General features: G+C 62.1%; 20 protein-coding genes. 15 read left to right on the forward strand and 5 right to left on the reverse strand.

Features of this window, described 5'->3' with window-relative positions; genetic code table 11:
• Positions 1-8: 8 nt before the first annotated feature.
• Positions 9-413 (reverse strand): hypothetical protein, encoded by a 405-nt coding sequence (locus GQO94_RS05030; protein WP_156840068.1) that lies wholly within the window; start codon positions 411-413, stop codon positions 9-11.
• Positions 382-1344 (reverse strand): J domain-containing protein, encoded by a 963-nt coding sequence (locus tag GQO94_RS05035; protein WP_198045810.1) that lies wholly within the window; start codon positions 1342-1344, stop codon positions 382-384. Before GQO94_RS05035 ends, GQO94_RS05030 begins: the two co-directional genes overlap by 32 nt.
• A gap of 169 nt (positions 1345-1513) precedes the next feature.
• Between GQO94_RS05035 and GQO94_RS05040 the strand changes: the two genes are divergently transcribed.
• The 8 genes from GQO94_RS05040 to GQO94_RS05070 all read left to right on the forward strand — a co-directional run bounded on the left by GQO94_RS05040 (position 1514) and on the right by GQO94_RS05070 (position 10008).
• Positions 1514-1942 (forward strand): hypothetical protein, encoded by a 429-nt coding sequence (locus GQO94_RS05040; RefSeq protein WP_156840070.1) that lies wholly within the window; start codon positions 1514-1516, stop codon positions 1940-1942.
• 7 nt (positions 1943-1949) lie between these two features.
• Positions 1950-3269, forward strand: coding sequence for an SGNH/GDSL hydrolase family protein (locus GQO94_RS05045; protein WP_156840071.1), 1320 nt, complete (start codon positions 1950-1952; stop codon positions 3267-3269).
• A 202-nt stretch (positions 3270-3471) separates the two neighbouring features.
• Positions 3472-4989, forward strand: coding sequence for a lipopolysaccharide biosynthesis protein (locus tag GQO94_RS05050; RefSeq protein WP_156840072.1), 1518 nt, complete (start codon positions 3472-3474; stop codon positions 4987-4989).
• Between the two features lie 217 nt (positions 4990-5206).
• Positions 5207-5770 (forward strand): glycosyltransferase family protein, encoded by a 564-nt coding sequence (locus tag GQO94_RS05055; RefSeq protein ID WP_156840073.1) that lies wholly within the window; start codon positions 5207-5209, stop codon positions 5768-5770.
• Positions 5716-6300: a glycosyltransferase gene (locus tag GQO94_RS05060; RefSeq protein WP_232332781.1), complete on the forward strand. Its 585-nt coding sequence runs from the start codon at positions 5716-5718 to the stop codon at positions 6298-6300. The genes GQO94_RS05055 and GQO94_RS05060 overlap by 55 nt, the downstream gene beginning before the upstream one ends.
• Positions 6297-7460, forward strand: coding sequence for a glycosyltransferase family 4 protein (locus GQO94_RS05065; protein ID WP_156840075.1), 1164 nt, complete (start codon positions 6297-6299; stop codon positions 7458-7460). Before GQO94_RS05060 ends, GQO94_RS05065 begins: the two co-directional genes overlap by 4 nt.
• A gap of 39 nt (positions 7461-7499) precedes the next feature.
• Positions 7500-8912 carry an O-antigen ligase family protein gene (locus tag GQO94_RS20760; RefSeq protein WP_198045811.1) on the forward strand — a complete coding sequence of 471 codons (1413 nt, stop codon included), beginning with the start codon at positions 7500-7502 and terminating at the stop codon, positions 8910-8912.
• Positions 8905-10008: an acyltransferase family protein gene (locus GQO94_RS05070; RefSeq protein ID WP_198045812.1), complete on the forward strand. Its 1104-nt coding sequence runs from the start codon at positions 8905-8907 to the stop codon at positions 10006-10008. The genes GQO94_RS20760 and GQO94_RS05070 overlap by 8 nt, the downstream gene beginning before the upstream one ends.
• Here GQO94_RS05070 and GQO94_RS05075 read toward each other — a convergent pair.
• Positions 9959-11071: a glycosyltransferase gene (locus tag GQO94_RS05075; protein ID WP_156840077.1), complete on the reverse strand. Its 1113-nt coding sequence runs from the start codon at positions 11069-11071 to the stop codon at positions 9959-9961. The genes GQO94_RS05070 and GQO94_RS05075 overlap by 50 nt on opposite strands.
• A 244-nt stretch (positions 11072-11315) precedes the next feature.
• Here GQO94_RS05075 and GQO94_RS05080 point away from each other — a divergent pair, with 244 nt between their 5' ends.
• The 3 genes from GQO94_RS05080 to GQO94_RS05090 are packed head-to-tail and all read left to right on the forward strand — an operon-like array spanning position 11316 to position 15387.
• Entirely contained in the window at positions 11316-11888 is a 573-nt protein-coding gene (locus tag GQO94_RS05080; RefSeq protein WP_198045813.1) for a polysaccharide biosynthesis/export family protein, read from the forward strand.
• Positions 11889-11895: 7 nt separating this feature from the next.
• Positions 11896-13215, forward strand: a complete 1320-nt coding sequence (locus GQO94_RS05085) for an outer membrane beta-barrel protein (RefSeq protein ID WP_156840079.1) — start codon at positions 11896-11898, stop codon at positions 13213-13215.
• Between the two features lie 54 nt (positions 13216-13269).
• Positions 13270-15387 carry a GumC family protein gene (locus GQO94_RS05090; RefSeq protein WP_156840080.1) on the forward strand — a complete coding sequence of 706 codons (2118 nt, stop codon included), beginning with the start codon at positions 13270-13272 and terminating at the stop codon, positions 15385-15387.
• Positions 15388-15415: 28 nt separating this feature from the next.
• Here the strand turns inward: GQO94_RS05090 and GQO94_RS05095 are convergent, their stop codons facing one another.
• Positions 15416-16333: a glucosamine inositolphosphorylceramide transferase family protein gene (locus GQO94_RS05095; protein ID WP_156840081.1), complete on the reverse strand. Its 918-nt coding sequence runs from the start codon at positions 16331-16333 to the stop codon at positions 15416-15418.
• Between the two features lie 246 nt (positions 16334-16579).
• The gene (locus tag GQO94_RS20955; RefSeq protein WP_232332782.1) at positions 16580-16915 is read right to left on the reverse strand and encodes a hypothetical protein; all 336 of its coding nucleotides are present in this window, start codon (positions 16913-16915) and stop codon (positions 16580-16582) included.
• On the opposite strand from GQO94_RS20955, the gene GQO94_RS21360 reads away from it, so the two are divergent.
• Genes GQO94_RS21360 through GQO94_RS05115 form a run of 4 tightly spaced genes read left to right on the forward strand, consistent with a single transcriptional unit; the run spans position 16811 to position 19945 of the window.
• The gene (locus GQO94_RS21360; protein WP_408636589.1) at positions 16811-17020 is read left to right on the forward strand and encodes a hypothetical protein; all 210 of its coding nucleotides are present in this window, start codon (positions 16811-16813) and stop codon (positions 17018-17020) included. The two genes, GQO94_RS20955 and GQO94_RS21360, sit on opposite strands and share 105 nt — an antisense overlap.
• Positions 17017-17514 carry a glycosyltransferase gene (locus GQO94_RS05105; RefSeq protein ID WP_198045815.1) on the forward strand — a complete coding sequence of 166 codons (498 nt, stop codon included), beginning with the start codon at positions 17017-17019 and terminating at the stop codon, positions 17512-17514. Before GQO94_RS21360 ends, GQO94_RS05105 begins: the two co-directional genes overlap by 4 nt.
• A gap of 29 nt (positions 17515-17543) precedes the next feature.
• A complete protein-coding gene (locus tag GQO94_RS05110; protein WP_198045816.1) occupies positions 17544-18881 on the forward strand; it encodes an O-antigen ligase family protein in 1338 nt (445 codons plus the stop codon).
• Positions 18882-18904: 23 nt separating this feature from the next.
• On the forward strand, positions 18905-19945 hold the full coding sequence (locus GQO94_RS05115) for a glycosyltransferase family 4 protein (RefSeq protein WP_198045817.1): 1041 nt from the start codon (positions 18905-18907) through the stop codon (positions 19943-19945).
• Positions 19946-19987 lie beyond the last annotated feature (42 nt).

Genomic DNA, 19987 nt, shown 5'->3' on the forward strand with positions numbered 1-19987 from the left:
TTTTGCCGTCAGTTCCCGCGCTTCGCGGTGCCCGGCTTCTCGTGCCACCCCCACAGCCGGAAAATGACGACCAGCACGCCAATCGGCGCCATCGTCAGCACGACATCGCCAAGTGAACGCGTCGGCGAATAGGGCCAGCCTGCAAGGTAATAGCGCGTGAAGTCGATCGCTTCGTTGATCAGCTCCATCCCCAGAATCGGCAGCAGTGGCAGGGGCGAGCCCCAGCGGACCTTCAGCAACTTGGCGAAGATCGGATAGAGCGCGATTCCCACGATCACGTGCATCGCCGCTTGCGGGACGTGCGAGCTGTGCTCCAGCCAAATCTTGAAGTCGCCCCACAGTGCGATCGTTTGTTCGAAATCCGTCGGCATTGTCAGGCGGTCAGAAATCTCGGTCTGCGGATTGAGAATCATTCGATTCCGGATCGCCGTCGAAGACGAGTTCGAGCAAGTTCCGGCCCCGCTTCGCGATGCCGTGAAGCACCCGCTGTGTGGGAGTGCGCTGCACTTTCGCAGGCTTCGGCTCCACCAAGCCCCGAATGAACGCCAGACGCCGGTCTATGGCCTCGAGACTCACGACCCGGGACACGTAAAGGTGCGCCGCGCGATCGTGACGATCGACGAAGTAGGCCGTGTTGACCGAGGTCGTTCCATCGCGCGCGTAGGCGAGGAACGCCGCCAGATCGAAAGCCACGCAGAAATCCAGGTTTTCCCACGAGGCGAACTCACCGCCGACCTGGTCGTGACACTCCACGCTGGCAGCGCGTACTGCGGCAGGATCGTTGCCGGCGGAAATCCGCCTGAATGCATTCACTCCGCTTGCGACGGCATCCTGCGAGACCACGGGCATCGCCTGAGTCTCGCGCGCGCTGGCCTCGCTGATCGCGGCCACGGCCAGCCGGGCTTCACCGTCGTCTTCCGGCGAAGCCTGGCCGAACTGGTTGCCGCGGTTTTGCGCGAGCAAGTCTTGCTCGATCCGCCACGCAGCAGCAGACGTCGCGACCACCAAGGCGATCACCGCGATCTGGGTTTCGTAACGCCGATAGAAAGGTCGTTTGCGCCGTAATGCGAGCGATGTCCCCCGGCGTTGCCGCCCGAGTGCAACCGAGCGGACGCTGATCGCCTCTGCTCGACGACGGGCAAGCTGCTCGTCATGCCGGCGGCGCATTTCGGGATCGGTGAGGCACCGGAACGCTTCGTTCAATTCGGCCGCGCGCCGGTTGGCCATCGGGGAACTGTTCACGTCCGGATGGTTGCGACGCATCAGGGCGAGATAGCGCGCCTTGATCTCCGCCGCTGTGGCGGCAGGCGAGACACCGAGCACATCGTAATAGTTTGTCCGCACACGCGCTCCCAGCCTGCGACGACAGCCTTAACACGCCCATTGTCGGGCTTCCATGCCTGTTAAGTCGCGGGAGCCAACCGAGGCTACGAATGGCACATAAGGTTCCTTATTCCCTTTCCTACAACCTATCTGGTTCATTAAGAGGCAAATCCCTGTAAAGGAGATGCCCATGCCTGACCTGCCCCAAATGCTTGCGCCGGCCCATTACGTGACGATCCAGGGCCTCGCGTTTCCCAGCGACAACGACGAAACCGTGATCGTCGGCCCCGGTTCGCCCTTGCCGGTGCGGGCTGCCCTGGCCGATCTCGCGCCTGCAGCCTGGAACTCTCTGTCCTCCGTGCAGGATCTGACCGGCTTCGCCTCTGCCGAAGTTCAGGTCAGTGGCCTCTCCGGCGGCGACAGGCTCGCATTCCTGCGTTCGCTCGACGAGGAGAGCTTCGTACCGGTCACGTCCGTCTACGATATGAACGGGAACGGTCCCTTTGCCTCGGTCTCGAGCGACGGCATCTATCTGCTTCCCGGCGGTGGCTGGCTCAAGCTGGAGCGATCCGGGACCGCCTCGACGCCGTCGCTCACGGTTCGCGCCGGCCAGCGTTGAGGAGATCATGATGGACTTCGATCTGATCGCGCGCAGCAAGCTGGTCCGGATGGCCCCGCGCTCGCGCCCTGAAAACAACATGCTCGCCGTCATCGGCGACAGCCGCGTGGCTTTCGGCAAGGATGTCGCGACTCCCAACAGCCGCATCCATACCGCACGCGGGCCGCAATTCTGGGCGACGACGCTTTCCCGTGCACGCGTGCGGTTCCCGCTCGAATATGATTTCGCGCTCGCCGGCACTAACACGCAGGAGCTCATCGATCAGCAGCTCGCCGAAGTCTTGGCCTGCCCGGCCTCGGGCGTCCTCATGCTGACCGGCACCAACGACATCACCACGGCCGGACGCACCATCGCGCAAAGCCTCACCGCCTATCGCACGATCTTAGCGGCGCTGCTGGGTGCGGGTAAACTAGTTTTCCTGTTCGCGGAGCTGCCCCAGACCGGCTCGGTTCGGAGCATGGCCCAGCGCGGCCACCTGATGGCGATCCGCTCCTATCTCAAGTACACCGCGCCGACCGAGTTTCCCAATGTGGTCGTCGTCGACGCGTGGCCGGACATGGCCGATCCTTCGGTGTCTACCATCGGCAGCCGGCAAACGCCTCTGGTCATGCGCTCGAACGATCACCTGCACCCCGGACCTTGCGGCGCGTACTACATGGGCCAGGCGCTGGCTGCCGCGATCGATACGATCTATCCGCCGCGCGATCCCCTGGCTTATTCCAACGCCGATCAATGGGATGCGGCCAACAACCCCTTTGGCTGCGTCAACGAGAACCCGGCGATGATCGGCACCGGCGGGTCGATCGTCGCCGATGGCGGAGGCGCCATGTCAGGCTCCATCGCCGACAATTACTATCTGCAGACCACGTCCGCGGGCGGGGTGACCGGTGTCGCCAGCAAGGTCACCAGCGCCAACGGCCAGATCACGAGCCAACGCATCACGCTGAGCGGCACGCCCACCTCGACCAATCCCGAAGTCATCCTCGAGCAATATGGCTCGACGGTGCTTTCGCGCGTGAGCAGCGGCGACGTGCTGGAATTGTTCTGCGGCGTTGATTGCGGCGCCAGCGCCAACCTCAAGGGCATCATGGCGCAGCTGCGCGTGCGCGTCGACGGCACCTATCACTATGCGCAAGCGGGAACGCGCGATACCGGCACCAATTATCTTCCCCCCGAGGCCTGGAGCGGCGTCATCCGCACGCCGCAATTGACGGTTCCCGCCGGTATCCTCGAGGAAGTTCGCATCGGTCTCTATCTATCGGGCTATGGCGGCGCTGCCCTGACGGGAGCAGTTGCCTTCAACAACGTTTCGCTGAGGAAAGTATAGCCGGGCGGACCTTGCCTTTTATTGACGCTGCGACAGTATCAATTGCAAGATTCCCGCGCCGTAAGTAGTCTTTCGACCCGAAGAGGGGCCGCTGCTTCGAAGCGGCCCCGGGGGACACGCTTGCCATTGCCCATCGCGCCGCAACTCCGTTTCGCCGCTGTCGGCCGCGTTCGGGATCGCCTTGGCCAGCGGGCTCTGATCCTTGGCTGCTGACACGCCGCGCAACCTCACGCAGACGACGCTGAGAGGCGGAGCCTGGCTTTCGCTCGCGGCGGTGCTTCAGGTCCTGTTGCAGCTGCTGACGGTCGGCATTCTTGCGCGATTGCTCAGTCCGCGCGAATTCGGGCTCGTGGCCGCCGCCATGGTAGTACTCGAGCTATCGCAGGGATTTGCCTTGCTGGGCATGAAACCCGCGATCGTCCAGCGCGCCGAACTGAGCCATCAGGATCTGCGCGCCGCGCATACGATCGCGGTCGGTCTCAGCACCTTGCTCGGGGTCCTGGTCTTCGCCTTGGCCGCCCCCTTCGCCAGACTGCTCAACACCCCGTCGGCCGCGCCGATGGTGCAAGTTCTTTCGCTCGTCTTTCTCGTCCAATCGCAGAGCGCAGTCGCAGAAGGCCTCGCGGCCCGGCGGCAACAGTTCGGCCTTCTCGCGCTGCGCCGAACCCTCAGCTATTTCGTCGGCTACGGCGTGATCGGGGTGGGCTTGGCCGTGCTTGGCTTCGGCGCCTGGGCCCTCGTCGGGGCCAAGCTCGGCGAAGTCACGGTCGCGGCGATCCTGCTGTCCTTCGGGTGTCGCCACCCGCGCCGGCCGCTGTTCGAGCGCGAGCGCCTGCGCCAGCTGTTCCATTTCGGCACCGGCTTCTCCGTGTCGCAGATCGCCAACACGCTGGCGAACCAGGCCGACTATTTTGTCGTCGCGCGCGTACTGGGACCGGCGTCACTCGGCCTCTATTCCCGCAGCTACCAGATCATGCGATTGCCTGCCCGGCTGCTCGGCAACATCGTCGAAGACGCCGCGTTTCCGGGTTTCTCGGCAGTGCAGAACGAGCGCGCGCGCCTCGCGCGTGGCCTATTCCGATCGCTCTTGCTGATGAATACGCTTCTGTTCCTGGCAGCAGTTGCCTGCGCCGTGCTTGCTCCCGAAATCATCGCGATTGCGCTTGGTCCGCAGTGGAGTGCAGCCGCTCCGCTGCTGGCGCTGTTCGCCCTGGCATTACCATTCCGCTCGTCTCAGCGCCTCGCGACCACGGTCTCGCGATCGACCGGCGCAAACTGGAGAATCGCTTCCGGCGAGGCGCTCTATTTCGCCACGGTTCTGTCAGGAGCCTATCTCGGCAGCCGCCATGGTCTGGACGGCGTCGTTTGGGGAGTGACGGCCGCGATCCTCGTGCAAACCGTCGTGCAACTCGAACTCGCACGCCGGCTGAGCGGCCTCCCGTTTGCGTTGCTGGTGAAAGCACACGTCCTGCCCTTGCCGCTGACGCTGGTCTTCGGCCTGACGCTTTGGACGATAACCGGCGAATTGCGCACATGGTCCGGCAGCCCGCTCGTCGTGCTGATCGGGAGCATCCTCCTGGCCGGTTGCGTGGTGACGGCCGCGATCGCGATCAGGACGTCGCTTTTCCTGCCCGCCGATATTCGGCCAATCTTCGACAAGCTCGTTCAAAGAATACCGGTAGCGACCGCTTTCAGACCCCGCCCCAGCTCACCGCACTGACCGCGCGCAGCGTGAAGCGGCGCCGACAAACGGATGACAGCCAAAATTCTGCGAATCCGGCACTATTCGAACCCGAATTACATACTTTACATATAAATATCGCCGCGCCCCGCCACTTTATATCCGTATTTATACTTATTGATGGGCTTAGGGAGCGTAAGTAATATTCCATAGACAGGAGGAGCGAATCGCCTCCTTTCATTGGAGGGGTAGGCCTATGCTCCGATCAGATGCGGTTTTATACGAGCTTTATTCGCATGTCTCGTCATGCGGACGTGATAAGCGAGTAAACGACAGGAACCGGGGCAAAGGTATACTCCACCATCCCGACGGCACCCCAAAGCTGTTGGTTGCCGCATCCAAGGGTGGTCATTGGGACCAGGTGATGATGCTGCGCGACGTTTTCGCCCCATACAGCGTGGCCTACGCGACCACGGACCGTAATCTGAGCGTCGCGAACGGGACCGAACGAGCCTATGATTTGCCGGACTGCAATCGCCATACGCCCTTACTTTTACTTCAGTGTTTTCTGATCAGCTTTTGGACTGTCTGGCGGTTCAGGCCCAATTATGTCGTTTCGACTGGCGCCTTGCCCGGACTGCTTTGCATTCTATTCGGACGGCTGCTCGGTGCCGAGACGATCTGGGTCGATAGTGTCGCCAATGCCGAGCGCCTTTCGATGTGCGGACGCGTCGCAACATGCGTGGCGACAGTGACGCTGACCCAATGGGAACATCTCGCTCGCCCGGAAGGGCCGAGCTACGTAGGGTCGATCCTGTGATCTTCGTCACCGTCGGCACGCAGCTGCCGTTCGATCGGCTGATTCGCTTGGTCGATGCGATAGCGCCCGATCTTCCTGGGAGGGTTTTCGCGCAAACTGGGAACGGTAAATTTCAGCCTGCGAACATGGATTGGCGAAGCACCCTGAGCCCGCAGGACTTCAAGCGGATCATGCGATCGGCCAGGATCGTGGTGGGCCACGCGGGTATCGGGACGGTGCTCAACGCGCGGCTGCTGCGCAAGCCGATGATTCTGTTCCCCCGACGCGCGATGCTGGGCGAACATCGCAACGACCACCAGCTCGCGACCACGCGTACGCTCGCGGGGCGTCCGGGGATCGCAATAGCGCTGAACGACGCTGATCTGCGCAGCTTGCTGCTCGATCCTCACAAAATCGGACTTCCCCATCACAGCAACGCGTCTTCGGGAGAAGAGCTCAAGGCGGCCTTGAGCGAATACTTGGCGAAGTTTCCCCGGCGCGCCCGGAACCCGCTGCTCGAGAGCCGGGCCCAGACCGAAATGACATCATGAGCGCCGTCATTCCGGTCCGCAAGGATCGTCCGGTGATCTTCCTTGCATCCCGCTACACTACGGGCGGAGCGACGCTCAATGCGCGAATGCTGGCCGAGCAGTTCGTCGCACGCGGCATTTCCGCAGAGCTATGGTGCCTTTATCGGTCCGCGGACCTCGAGACGACAGACGTCCCCGTGCGCGTCATGCTGGACCACGTTCCGCGCTCGCCCCTGGCTCTGGGGAGAATGGTTCGGCGCTTCTACGCGGCTGTCCAAGGCGCAGATCCCGTCGCAGTCGTCGGATTTCACCCGCTCGCCAATGTCATGGGTGCGCTCGCAGCGACGCCCCATCGCCGCTTCATCGCGACGCAACGCAACACCTCGCATAGTCAAAGCACGATCCTGCGTCATATCGAAGCGCTGCTGGGGGCAACCTCGCGCTATCACGCCAACATCGCCGTCAGCCATGCCGTTCGCCAGACCTACGCGCACTACAGCACCGCCTACCTCGACAAGCTGACGGTCATTCCAAATGGCTTGCCGCCACTGGCCAAACTCGAGGAAGGCAAACGCGAAGCGCGCGCGGCACTGGGGCTTCCGCAGGACGGGCCGCTGGTCGGCAACATCGGACGACTGCATCCGCAGAAGGCCCCCGAATTTTTGCTCGAAGTGGCAAGCCGCATCCCCGAAGTCACGTTCGTCCTGGCAGGCGCAGGCCCCATGGCGGCGGAAATGGAAAACGCAGTCCGCGCACGGGGACTGAACCTGATCCTGCCCGGCCGTCTCGAAGGCCAGAACGTCACGCGGCTCTTGCGATCGCTCGATCTGTTCCTGTTCCCGTCCCGCTACGAAGGGTTCGGCAGAACCCTGCTGGAAGCCATGTCGCAGGGCGTGCCTGTCATCGCTCACGACCTCCCCGTGACGCGAGAGGTGCTTGATCGCCATGGCGACTTCCTTCCCCTCGATGCCGATCGTTGGGCGGCATGCATCCGAAACCGGATCGCAGAAGGATGCGATGCCGCGAAGACCGAGCGGCTCGTCACCCATGCGAACAGCTTTGCGCTCGCCCCCATGGTGGATCGCTATGCCGCGATGATCTTCTCCGCCCCCACAACCGAAAGGGTCAGTCGTCCCGTTCCGGCATCGGACGACAGGCACAACCTCAAAGCCGCATACTAGGATGACGAGGCGCGGGGTCGGTTGAACAAGCAGGACGACATGGCAAGGCGGTTCGCGCGGATGTATGATCTCGTTACCAAGCGCTTTTTCGACAAGCTGACGAACCGGGATGCGGCAGCGGTGCAGTCGGTTCCCGAGCGGACCGACAATCGCTTCCGCTCGATCGCTCAAGTCGTTCTCTTCTTCTTTGCGATGAACCCCAGTGTCCTGTTCATGGGCGGCCGAGGTGCAAGCGCGGGCCTCACCCTTGGCGAGCGCGGCCAAACCAGCGCGATGTTCTATATCCTTGCCCTCGCTTGCTTCAGCTTGTCGGCGCTCGGGATCGGATTGCGCCTCAAGTTCCATCTCATGCCGTTGCTGCGGGCCGTGCCGGTGTGGCTGATCGTCGCTTACGCCTTCGCCAGCGTTCTCTGGTCGATCGCGCCGAGTTACACGCTGTCGCGCGCCTTCGCCTTCCTCGGGACGACGCTCGCCGCGGCATTCATCGCCACGTTCCCGCGCGCTGCGCAACTGCGCATCATGGCGCTCACCTTCGGCGCCGTGCTGCTGACATCACTGCTTCTTACCGCAATCGCGCCCGATCTCGCGATTTCCACCTACCGCGGCGAAACGACTGCCCGCGGCCTCTACGTGCACAAGAACATCTACGGTTGGGCGGCCTGCCTCTTCACGCTGGTGATCTTCGGCGCCTGGCGCGCGCGGTCGATCGGCACGATGCGCGCTGCGCTGTTTCTCACGGCCGGCATTGCCGGCGTTTGCCTGTCGCGATCGGCGAGCAGCATCTGCGCGCTTGGCATCGGCTTGTCCGTCATGGTGGCAATGGCGATCCTATGCAGCACCGGGAGGGCGCGCCCGGTGTTTTCCGGCTTGTCCATCATAGTCTGTGCCGGACTGATTGGCCTGTCCGGATTGCTCCTGCCCCTTGTCCTTGAAGCCTTCGACAAAACGGCCACCCTATCGGGCCGGACGCGCCTCTGGCATGCGCTCGAACCGGCCATGACCGAGCGGCTGGCGACGGGTTGGGGCTTCGGCGGCGCGCTCTGGCAGACACCGACCGGCGCGGATTTTTTCAAGTACGAATTCTTCGCGGGGAACGCCCAGGGCGGCTACGTTGAGAACCAGATCAATCTCGGACTGATTGGCAGCGCGCTGTTCTACGGCGCGCTTGTGCTCGTGATCGTGTCGCTGTTCCGGCGTTCCAATCACGGCGACCTCTATGCGCGAACGATGCTGGCCGTGCTTGTCGCGATGCTGGTCCTCGGCGTCGTCGCGCCGATCTTCATGCCGGTGAACCAGGCATTCTGGATGCTGATTGCAATCCCGATGTTCGACCGCTTCGGGCCTTTGCGCGCGCCCCGGACCGCAAGCCTCCGTCGTGTCGGCACCCCGATGTCATGCTTCTTCTCGCCAGCGCGCCGGTTCGCGCCGAAGCCGGAGGCTGGCGTTGCCTGAGGTCCAGGCGAGCCGACAGCTGCAGACCATCCAGGTCGGGCGCGGCCTCGCCGCACTCGCCATCGTGTTCTACCATACCTCGCTTCTGTTCGAGCAGAGAGCCGATCTCATCCTCTTCGACGGAGCCGGCGGATACGGCTACATGGGGGTGCCGTTCTTCTTCGTGCTGAGCGGGTTCATCATCGGCCACGCGCACTTCGCCGACCTTGGCCGGCCGGATCGCTTGCCACCATTCGTGCGCAAACGGTTCTTGCGGGTCTACCCGGTCTACTGGGTCCTTTCGGCGCTCTTCGTCTGCGCGGCGATCTCCGGCATGGGCGAGCCCGACTTTTCCTATGCCCCCGCCGAATTCGTTCAGGCACATCTGCTCATCCACGTCACGCCGAACTTCGGCCCGCCGCCTCTCAAAGTGGCGTGGACGCTGTTCTATGAAATACGGTTCTATCTGTTGTTCGCGCTGGCCATCGCCTATCCGCGCCCGGCGATGGTTCTGGCTTGCGTTTGGGGTTTCGCGATAGCCACGCTCTCGCCGTGGAACGATCTCTCCGCCGAATGGCTGTCCTACTGGAATCTCGCGTTCCCCCTGGGTCTCATGGCTTGTCTGCTTTTTCGAAGCGGCGCGGCCGGGTTCGGGTCCGGCTACGTTTGGCTGGGAAGCGTCGCTATCATGGCCGTCGTCTGCGCCACTCCGATCCCGGCTTTCCACGGTGGGCGCAGCCTGCCCATGCTGGCGATGATGGCAGGCTTCGCGGTCCTGATACTGGGGCTCGCATTGCTGGAGCGCCAGCGCGCGTTTTGCCTTCCACGCGGCCTGATGTTCCTGGGCGATGCGTCCTATTCGCTCTATCTTGCGCATTCCGCCGCCATCGCGGTGGCAGGCTCAGTAATCATCCGATTCGACGTGCTCGACAGCGTCTCTGCTGAGTTGCTGTACCTTCCGATCGTAGCCTTCGCTGTGATGGGAGGGATCTCAGCTCACCTGGTTATCGAGCGCCCGCTCATCGCGGCGATGAACTCGCGCCGCGCCAGTGCACCGCGCCTCTCTTTCAGCGAAACAGCACTGGAAGGTAGCAATCCAGGCTCCGATCCACGGTGAAATCCATCGCGCGCGCAAAGAGCGCGTCGCGATCGGGGGGCTCGTCGAGCACGAGTTCGATCGCACACGCCATTGCCGGAGCATCGCCCACTGGAACCAGCGGTGCGAGCGCGCCGCCTTGGAGAATGTCTCGAGGCCCGCTGGGGCAGTCAGTGGCGATCACGGGCGCGCGACACGCGAGCGCTTCGATCAGGACGTTGGGCAGGCCCTCATAGCGCGATGACAGAACGAAGGCATCGCAAGTCCGCATCGCGCCGAACGGTTCGCGCACATGCCCCGAAAGCCCGACGTCCTGCGCGTATCCCGTCTCGGCGGCCAAGGCTTCCAGCGATGGCCGCTCATCGCCTTCTCCGATGATAAGCAACCGGCACGCTCGCCGCGCCCGCACCAGCGCGAAAGCGGAAATCAGTGTGGCGAAATCCTTCTGCTTGGTGAGCCGACCGACACCGAGGATGACGGGCGCCCCGCCGTCATGAAGCCAGGGATGCGGCGGCGGCTGTTGCGCTGCTTCGAGCAAGGCCGGCGTGACCACGGGATTGACCGCGATAGTTGTGATGCGCGCAGACGGAATCCTCGCGGTCCGGGCGAGATCCGCCGTCATGTCAGAAGCGATCGCGATGATGTCGTCGGCAAAGCGGTACACCAGGGGCGAAAGCGCGTAGGCGAGGCGCGTCGCACGGTAGGGACTGACCTTCCGGGCGACGGAGGGATAAAGCCCTTCGCGGATCACGACGCGGGTCGAGACGCGGGAGGCAAGTTTGGCCAGCACGCAGATCACGTTGCTGGCCGGCTCGGTGCTGAAGATCGTCTGCGGACGTTCGCGTCGCAGGAATGCCGCAAGCGCCGGAATCGCACCGCCGAGCCGGCCTCCACTCAAGGCGACCCGGCGCACCGCCGGATCGAGTTCGTCATCGTAAGCCCGACCCTCGTGCAAGGTGGCGATGGTTACTGCAAACCCGCGCCGGGCAAGCCCGGTCGCGAAGCGGACCATCGCTCGCTGCGCCCCCCCGCCGCCCTCGCGCAGCGAGCGGATGAAGACGACGATCGATGCAGATCGGCTCACGGTTCTACCGAGACCTCAACTGAGTGGCGCTGGACGTGTTACTATATGGGAATCTGCGCGGGCTGTCGCGCTGCAGCAACGCCGAACAGTGCAATAGTGAGCGCATAGTTTGGAAAATACGGGGGCCTGGATCTGGCAGCCCTTCGCACCTGCGGGCAACTACGGTAAAACACCCATACCTGATTGCAATGGCGGACGGATTGTGGGACACGACGCTACCGATTTGGGGATGTTCCGGGGCCTAATGTCACTTCGAACTATTGCACTATCCGCGCTGTTTCTCCTCGTTTCAGCATGCGCGAGCACGGGAACTGTCGTCTCGACCGGCGATCGCTACGCGCCCACCACGGCCGAAGTTTCGGACTACGAACTGGATACGGGCGACAAGATCAGACTCACGGTCTACAACGAAGCCGCTCTGTCGGGAGAGTTCAACGTCAAGCCGGATGGGATGGTTTCCCTTCCGCTGATAGGAAACATCCTCGCGCGCGGGCAGACGATCGACGCGGTCGCACGCGCCGCCGAAGCGCGCTTCGCGGACGGATACTTGCGCACACCGCAAGTGGCGGCGGAAGTCGTCGAGTTCCGCCCCTTCTTCATTCTCGGAGAAGTGGCGACGCCGGGCTCTTATCCATATTCCGTCGGTTTGACAGTCAATGATGCCGTGGCGCTCGCGAAGGGCTTTACACCGCGGGCCAACAAGGACGTGATCGGGATTCGTCGCAAGGGGGCGACCGAGGAAATCAACTACGCACTGACTCCCAATCTCCACGTCTACCCAGGCGACACGATCCTGATTGGCGAGCGGTTCTTTTGAGTTCGTGATGACGGTCGAACGGGGCGGAGCGATTTTGAGCGCACGTGTCTGGCTGGTTGTAATTCTTGCAGCGACTTCGGCATCGCCCGCGATCGCGCAAGTCGACGAACGGCTCGACATCGAAACGCAGATTCCACAAGGCTATGATAGGGGCCGGAACGTAAGCGTGCGTCAGGCTCCGCTACCCGATTACAATCCGCTTGGGATTCGCCTGGGCAGCTTTTACTTCTACCCTCGTCTCCAAGCGGGCGCGGGAGCTACGTCGAACACCTACCTCAGCAGCGAGAACGAGAAGGCCGCGCCGTTCATCACGGCCCGCGCTTACGGCCGCCTGGCTTCCGGCTGGCAGCGGCACCAGCTTACCCTCACGGGGAGCGTCGACCGCGTCGATTACTTGGGCGAGTCCCGCCGCAACGAACGTACCTGGGACGCGAGTGCCCGAGGTCTGGTCGAACTGGGTTCACGCTTCGAGATCGAAGCGAACCTGCAGGCGTCGCGGGAAGTCGAAAGCCTGTTCTCGGGCGAGGTGAACGATGAAGTCGCTGCCTTGTCCCGGTATCGTCGCAATTTCGGATCGCTGCAGGCGACTTATACGCAAAGCAGAGTCCGCGTTTTCGTGCTGGGCGACTATGCGGACCTGAGCTTCGATGACGTTCCCCTCTCCAGCGGCAATGTCATCGACCAGAGCGATAGAGATCGCTCGATCGCGCGGATCACCGGACAAATCGAATACGCCCGCTCGCCGGCCCTCGCCCTTTTCGCGCAGATCGGCGCAGCCGACACGAACTACGACAACGATTTGTTCTCGGGCTTGCCGAACATCGACTCCAAGGCGATCCGCGTCGTCGGCGGGGTGAACTTCGACATTTCGGGAAAGATGCGCGGATCCGTAGGTGTCGGCTACGGCATCAAGGATTTCGATGCCGATATCTACGATACGGTCCGCGGCGTTTCGGTCGACAGCCGGGTGGAGTTCTTTCCCAGTCGCTTGTTCACCGTGACTGCCGAAGCGGAACGCTCCATCGAGGATTCCACTTTGCGGCGGCGCGATCCCTTCTGGCGGACACAGTTCGCCCTTACCGGTGATTATGCGCTCAAGCAGAACCTCCTGCTGACATCCACCGTGAGATACTCGCGGCAGGACTTCACCGAGAGTGACGTGACGGCCGACACCTATGGAGCGTCCATCGGCGCACGATATCTTGGATCGCGCCGCGCAAGCATCGAAGGCGCGCTGAGCTATCGCTATCGCAAAAGCGACGACGCCGCATTCCAGCGGTCGGTAAACGAAGGCCGCTTCACCGTCGGCTTTCAGTATCAGATCTGATCGGATTGGAAGCGCGATGACCATTCAAGTAGTTCATCAAGAGAGTCGAACACCATGGAGATGAAGCACGAAGCCGACGAGTACGAAGCTCGGCTCTCCGACGTCATCAGTGTCGTTCAGAATACGCTTCGGCGGCGTTGGAAGACCTTCGCCGCGGTAGCGCTGGCCGTGATCATTGCCGGTATCGTGCTCGTGTCGCTGATCACGCCGATGTACAGCGCCACTGCGAAGATCCGGCTCGAACCGGAGAAAGCGTCGCCGACAAGCAATTCTCCGCGGCAGCCCAAAGAACTGTCGGACGAGGCAATCGAGACCGAAGCCAGTTCGGTTCGTTCGCTCGAAGTCGCGCGCAGCGTGGTCCAGTCCGAAGATCTCATGGGCGATCCCGTCTATGCGAAGGCGCTCGAGACCTCAGTCAGCGCGACGACGACCCCGGAGGCGCGCGAAACGATTGTGGCCAATGCGCTTCTCGAAAACCTGAATGTCTCGCGCGAATCCTTGAGCTTCAATCTCAACATCAATTTCAGCGCTCGTGATCCGATAAAAGCGGCGCGGATCGCCAATGCATTTGCCCGGAACTACCTCGAACTGCGCCGTTCGAAGCGCGGAGAATCGGCTCGCCAGCAGAACATCTGGTTCCAGGAACGTCTTGACGAGCTGGGTCGTGATGCGGCTGCCGCGGAAGGACGGGCGATTGCCTTTCGCAGCCGCGCCGGAATTCTAGAGGGCGGCGTCGGCGGCACGATCGTCGACCAGCAAGTCGCCCCGCTTGCCGGTTCGCTCGCTGCCGCGGAATCGGAGGCCGCCGCGGCACGTGCAAGCCTTGCCGCGGCCCGGGCGCAGATGGCCCGTGGTGGCCTCGAGTCCGTGTCCAAGGTCTTGGATTCGCCCGTCATCGCGGATTTGCGCCGCCAACGCGCCGAAGTGATGATCGAGAACAAGGAGATCACCGAACGGTACGGCGCGAAGCACCCGGAGTCCCTGCGCATTCAGGGACAACTCGAATCGCTCGATCGTCAGATTGCAGCCGAAGCACGGCGCGTCGTCAGTTCGCTTGAAGCGGCAGCCGCCGCCGCAAATGCGCGCGCGCAAAGCCTTGGTGGATCGCTCCAGAATATCGAGGGGCAGCGCGAACAGAGCGCCTCTGCAAACTCGACCGCCTATGCGCTGGAGCGAGAAGCCCAAGCGAAACGGGCCCTTTACGACAACATGTCGAAGTTCTCGCTCGATACCACGCAGGAAGTCACCGAGCAGTTCGAGCAAGCGGAATACACTCCGGCGACACCCCCGACGCACCCGAGCCGGCCGAACAAGCCGTTGCTCTATGGTCTGGCATTTCTGGTTGGACTGGCGGCAGGTGCGGCCGTGATCGCCATCCAGGAAATGCTGAGTGGTGGTTTCCAGTCGGTCGAAGAACTGGAATCGCAGACAGGACTGCCGGTACTTGCTGTCGTCCCGAAGGTGGCCGACAGCGAATCGCCGGCTCAGATGATGCTGGAGCGACCGACATCGATGTTCTCGGAATCCTTCCGGATCGCGAGAACGGCGATCTTCGGGGGCGCCGGCAATCCGAACATCAAGGTCATCGCGATCACTTCTTCGCTTCCGGCCGAAGGCAAGACCACATCGGCCGTGGCCTTTGCCCGCACGCTTGCCATCGCGGGCTCGCGTACTTTGCTGCTCGAATGCGACATTCGCCGGGCCGCGATCCAGCAGGTCCTGGAAATCCCGTCGCCATCGACCGGGATCGTCGAAGTGCTCCATGGCGAAGTCGAAGTGGATGCCGCAATCCAGGAGGGCGACGTCCCGAACCTCGACCGCCTGCTGACCGTCAGCCCGTATTTCTCCGCAGAGAATCTGTTCGGAGAAGGCCGGATGGAGGCATTGCTGGCCGAACTGCGCCAGCGGTACGATTACATCGTCCTCGATCTTCCGCCTTTGATGGGGCTTGCGGATGGCCGCTATCTCGCCACCTTCGCGGATGCGACAGCGCTCGTCGTCAAGTGGCGCAGTACGCCGATTTCAGCCGTCAAATCAGCCGTGAGCTGGTTGCGCAGTGACGGTGCCCGCCCGGTCGGTGCCATCTTCACCCAAGTGGATGCGTCGGCTCATTCGGTCGGCGGACTCTACTATTATTCGAAGCAATACGCCGGATATTACCAGAATCAGTGATCGATGGAGGCCGAGCGCTCCGCTCGGCCTACCAGCCTTGGGGGAGCGCCGCCCTTCTTCGCTGATACCACTGACGCATGGGGCGAACGAGCAAGCCTTTTGCCGAAAATTGGGTCTGCTTGACGTCGATGAGTGTGAACGGCCCCGCGCCGGCAATCGTGTGGCACCCATCGAGATACGGAGTTGCCGATATCGGAGCTTGCCATTCGGACGTCACGCTGACTTCGACAGCATCGGGGGTCAATCGATCGATCCGTACCATCCGGATGGCCGCTCCGTATGTGCCGACACAGCTTTGAACCGGAAGAAACAAGGCGTTCCCAGATCGGAATGGCGTACCACCGGGCCGCGCGCCGTTCTCGTCGACGAAGACCGGGTTCGCCCTGCACGAATGCCAAGGCCCTTCCAGCGTCGATGACCATGCGACGTGAAGATGGGTTAGCCGAGCATTCTGCGGAAACGCAGGAGCGTAGAACAGCCACCATCGCTCGCCATCATGATACGGCGTCGCATCCAGCGGGATCGCATCCAGGTCGATCCGCACCGAGCGCTCCCAGCGCTTCGGAAAGTCGACCGCGCGATAAAGCCATAGCGCGCCCGATTCGAAGCTCTCGGGAAGCATCCAGATCGAACCCTCGGCTTCGAACACGTAAGGGTAAGACAAGTGCCACGGTTCTGCGAGCACGATCTCCTGATCGAGCAAAGTCAGAGTCGAATCGTAGACCGATAGAGCGATCCGCCCCCGTGCATCGCGGTAGTCGAAATGCTCGGCAAAGACATGGAGCCGATTATCTCGCCAAATCCCGAATGGATCCGCAAGATATCGCAGATTGCCCGAGCCCGGCAGCCAAGTCAGAGGCCAGCCGTCCAAGCTGTCGGATTGCAGGATTTGCGACAGCGAAGCCGGTATGATGCCGCAGCGCCAGATATCTTTCCTAATTTGCAAACATCACTCCTCGCCGTCGCCGGCGCCTCCGCAAGTCGCTATGATATTGATGCATTTTGCCGTCGGATGGCCTGGAAACTTCACCGCACGAGGGGACCATTCGCAAACTTGCGGAATGCCTGAACGTCGGGTAGCGAAGCAGGGTTCGGTAGCATCCGTAATTTTACCCATGGCTTCATGCTGCAGGTATCTGGCTTTCTGGTCGATTGAGATAGGTGGATGAGAGCCAGGAGGGAACGGTCAAAATCAGCGCTTCTCGCAGTATCTTCCGGAGGCGGTCATTGGGAAGAACTGATTCTGCTTCGTCCTGCATTGCTCGAGTTCGATCCGGTGTTTGCCACGACGGATCCCGAATTGTCCAAGCGCGATGGTCTCGAACGTTTTCACGTTCTGCCCGACGCCAATCGCGACGGCGCTTGGCGGGCGCTGAAATGCCTGCTCGCATCGGTCAATCTCGTCGTCCGGCTTCGCCCCCGAGTGCTTGTCACGACCGGGGCCCTGCCAGGCTTGTTCTGCCTGATCGCGGCACGCGCGATCGGAGCGCGAACCATCTGGATCGACAGTATTGCCAACTCCGATCAACCTTCCCTCAGCGGGCGCTGCGCCCGACCCTTCGCCCACGAATGGTTTACGCAGTGGCCCCATCTTGCGGGAGACGGACGTCGCTTCGACGGCGCGCTCCTATGATATTACTGACCGTGGGGACCCAGCTTCCCTTTGACCGTTTCGTCGAGATCGTCGATCGCCATGCACCTCGATTGCCGGATCGCATCTTCGCGCAGATAGGCCGGGGAAGCTATGTTCCGGCCAACATGGACTGGAAGCCTTTCATCGGGCCGATTGAGTTTGAAGAGCGGATCAGGACCTGCAGCCTGATCATTTCGCACGCCGGGATCGGCACTATCGTCATGGCGCAGAAGCACGCAAAGCCTATGATCCTGTTTCCCAGGCGCGCGGCTCTCGATGAACATCGCAACGATCATCAGTTGGCAACGGTCCAGGCGCTGGGCGACCGTCAGGGAATACGGACAGCTATGACCGAAGACGAGCTCGTCGCGCAGATGGCAGGGCCGCATAGCTTGCCGGTCTTAGGACCCGACCTGCCCGGTCGGGACCGTCTTCGCAGGACCGTCTCCGATCTGGTTCGCGATGTCCTTCAAGCGCCAGGGTCGGGACAGTGAGCACGATGGAACAGCCAGGCGGAGTTCGCTTGCCGCGTCTTTCCCGTTCCGCGACGCGGCGTAAGGCTGAGAATCCCGGCTGGAACAACCTCTTGGCACAAGCCGTCTTCGCAGGCTTCCTCGCCTTGGCGATGGCCGGCCCCTGGATGACGAGCGTCGGCGGCTTCATGATGAGCCAGTACCGAACGATCGGCTATCTCGCGCTTTTCATCGTTGCGCTCGTGTCGGTGCGGCCCTGGCAGCAACCGCAGCGTCTGCTCGCCATTCCCTGGCCGATTGCCGCTGCGTTGCTCTATTGCCTCCTGAGCATTTTCTGGGGTCTCTCCTTCGAAGACGGTCTGCGAAAGATTGCGCTAACCGCGATCATTGTATGGTCGCTTTTCGCGCTGATTCGCGAAATTGGCGCCGAACGGACGGTGGCGATCCTGCGCGTCGTCATGTTCATAGTGCTCTTCTGCAATTATTTCGTCGTACTCCTGGCACCTGACGTGGGCGTTCGCCCGAATGCCATCGCTATCTGGGATGGACCTTGGCGCGGCGTCATGGGCCAGAAGAACTGGGCCGGCTTTGCTTGCGCGATTACCGTGCTCCTATGCGTTTTCGACGCGAAACGCGTGCCGATCGCATTGCGCATCGGCGGAGGCATTGCGGCGGGGCTTTTCCTGATATTCACCGATTCCGCCACATCGATGGGGATGTGCCTTTTTGCACTGTTCTTCGGCGGGCTGTTCTATCTGCACTCGGCGCGCCTTGGTCGGGCTCGCCTTGCGGCACCTGGCTGGGCCTGGGCTCCCCTGGCTGTCTTTGCCATCCTCTTCATTACGATGGCGGTCAATCCGCAGCCTTACTTCGAACTCATCAGCGACCCCGAAGCCTTTACCGGTCGTACCCAGATCTGGGCCGCGCTCATCAAGTTGTACGTCGATCAGCCGCTGACCGGTGTCGGCTTTGGTTCGATCTGGGATATCGGCGATACGCGGGCGATTTCGCAATACGCCTCGGGCTGGATCATAGAACAGAGCGAAGGGCATAACGGTTACCTCGATCTGCTGGTGCAGATCGGTGCGCCTGGAACCTTGCTGGTTCTCTTCGCGACGCTCGTCTGGCCCCTGGAAAGGCTCCTTCGCGGCGGAGATCACCCGGCCCGCACGCTGGGAGCAGCGTTGATGATCTTCTGCCTCGGACACAATTTCACCGAAACGACGCTGTTCGATCGCGATACAGTCGGACAAGTGACGATCATGATCGCGATCGCGCTGATCTGGAGCGTTACGGCCATCGCCATTCCGGCGCAAAAGCCCCAGTCGCCGCCAAGTCCGAGCCATGCCAAGAGGAAGCGCAGGCGTATTCGCGCATCGGCTGAATGACGAACGGCGCCGCGCCGCGGCGGATGATCATTCTTGGCGGATCCCTCCATCATCCTGGTGGGTTGGAAGCGTTCTGTGAGCGCGCCACCACCGCGATCACGAACCACGCTGAAGGCTGGCGGGCTGAATGGGTGCCGACGGAGACAGCCTATTTCCAGCCAACTCGGAGGGCCGGCATCCGCGAAGCTTGGCGTAAGGTTTCGAGGCTGCAGCAAATAGACGTCATCTGGCTGCAATGGAGCACCCTGCTCGACTTGCTGTTCCTTATCCTGGCGAAGCGCCGTGGCTTCCGCGTGCTGGTGACACCCCATCTCGGCGCCGGCGCCAGACTCCAGCGCTCTTCGATCTTGCGACGGGTATGCAAGCGTTGGCTTACGTCAGCCGATGGGTTCGCGCTTCTGTTCGATGAACAGGACCGCGAAATCGACCTTCCGGATTGCGTCCGACGGTCAGTGGTTGGTACGTTTCTGCCTCGTAAATTGTTCGACACCCCCATTCTCGCTCGTGAGGGCCCGGAGCTTCGCTTGCTGCATGCCGGACGCCTTTCGGAACAGAAGGGCACATTCCGGATGATCGAACTATGTCGTCATCTCCATGACCGGCAAATCGCGTTTTCCGCGATGATCGTCGGCCGTTCTGACAGCGAGACCGCACAGTCGATCCAAAGCGCGATCGCCGCATCCGGTATCGAAGAGAAAATCGCGCTTCGCGACTGGATGGACGGACATACCCTGCGCCAGACACTGACCGAAACAGATGTCCTCGTGCATCTCTCTGAACTCGATAGCTTCCCGCTGATCGTGCTCGAAGCGCAAATCGCCGGGGCTGTCGCCATCGTCGCGGACATGGCCGGTGCTTCGAATATGGTACGAAACTACGGCGGCTTCGTTACACAGCAGGGCGAAGTCGCAGCTGCCGCGGATTGGCTTGCCCATCAGGACGTGGCTACGCTGCGCCTTCGCGCCGCCGATGCGGCGGCCCTAGCACGACGAGACTATGCCTGGGATGTCGTTGCCGGGGCGGTTGCAAAGGCCGCCGATTATGCCGTGGCATCAAAAGGCTGACCGAGTGGGCCTTACCGATTGATCGCAAAGTGAACGGCAATG

The organism is Novosphingobium aquimarinum (genome assembly GCF_009746585.1).
GTDB classification, from domain to species: Bacteria; Pseudomonadota; Alphaproteobacteria; order Sphingomonadales; family Sphingomonadaceae; genus Novosphingobium; species Novosphingobium aquimarinum.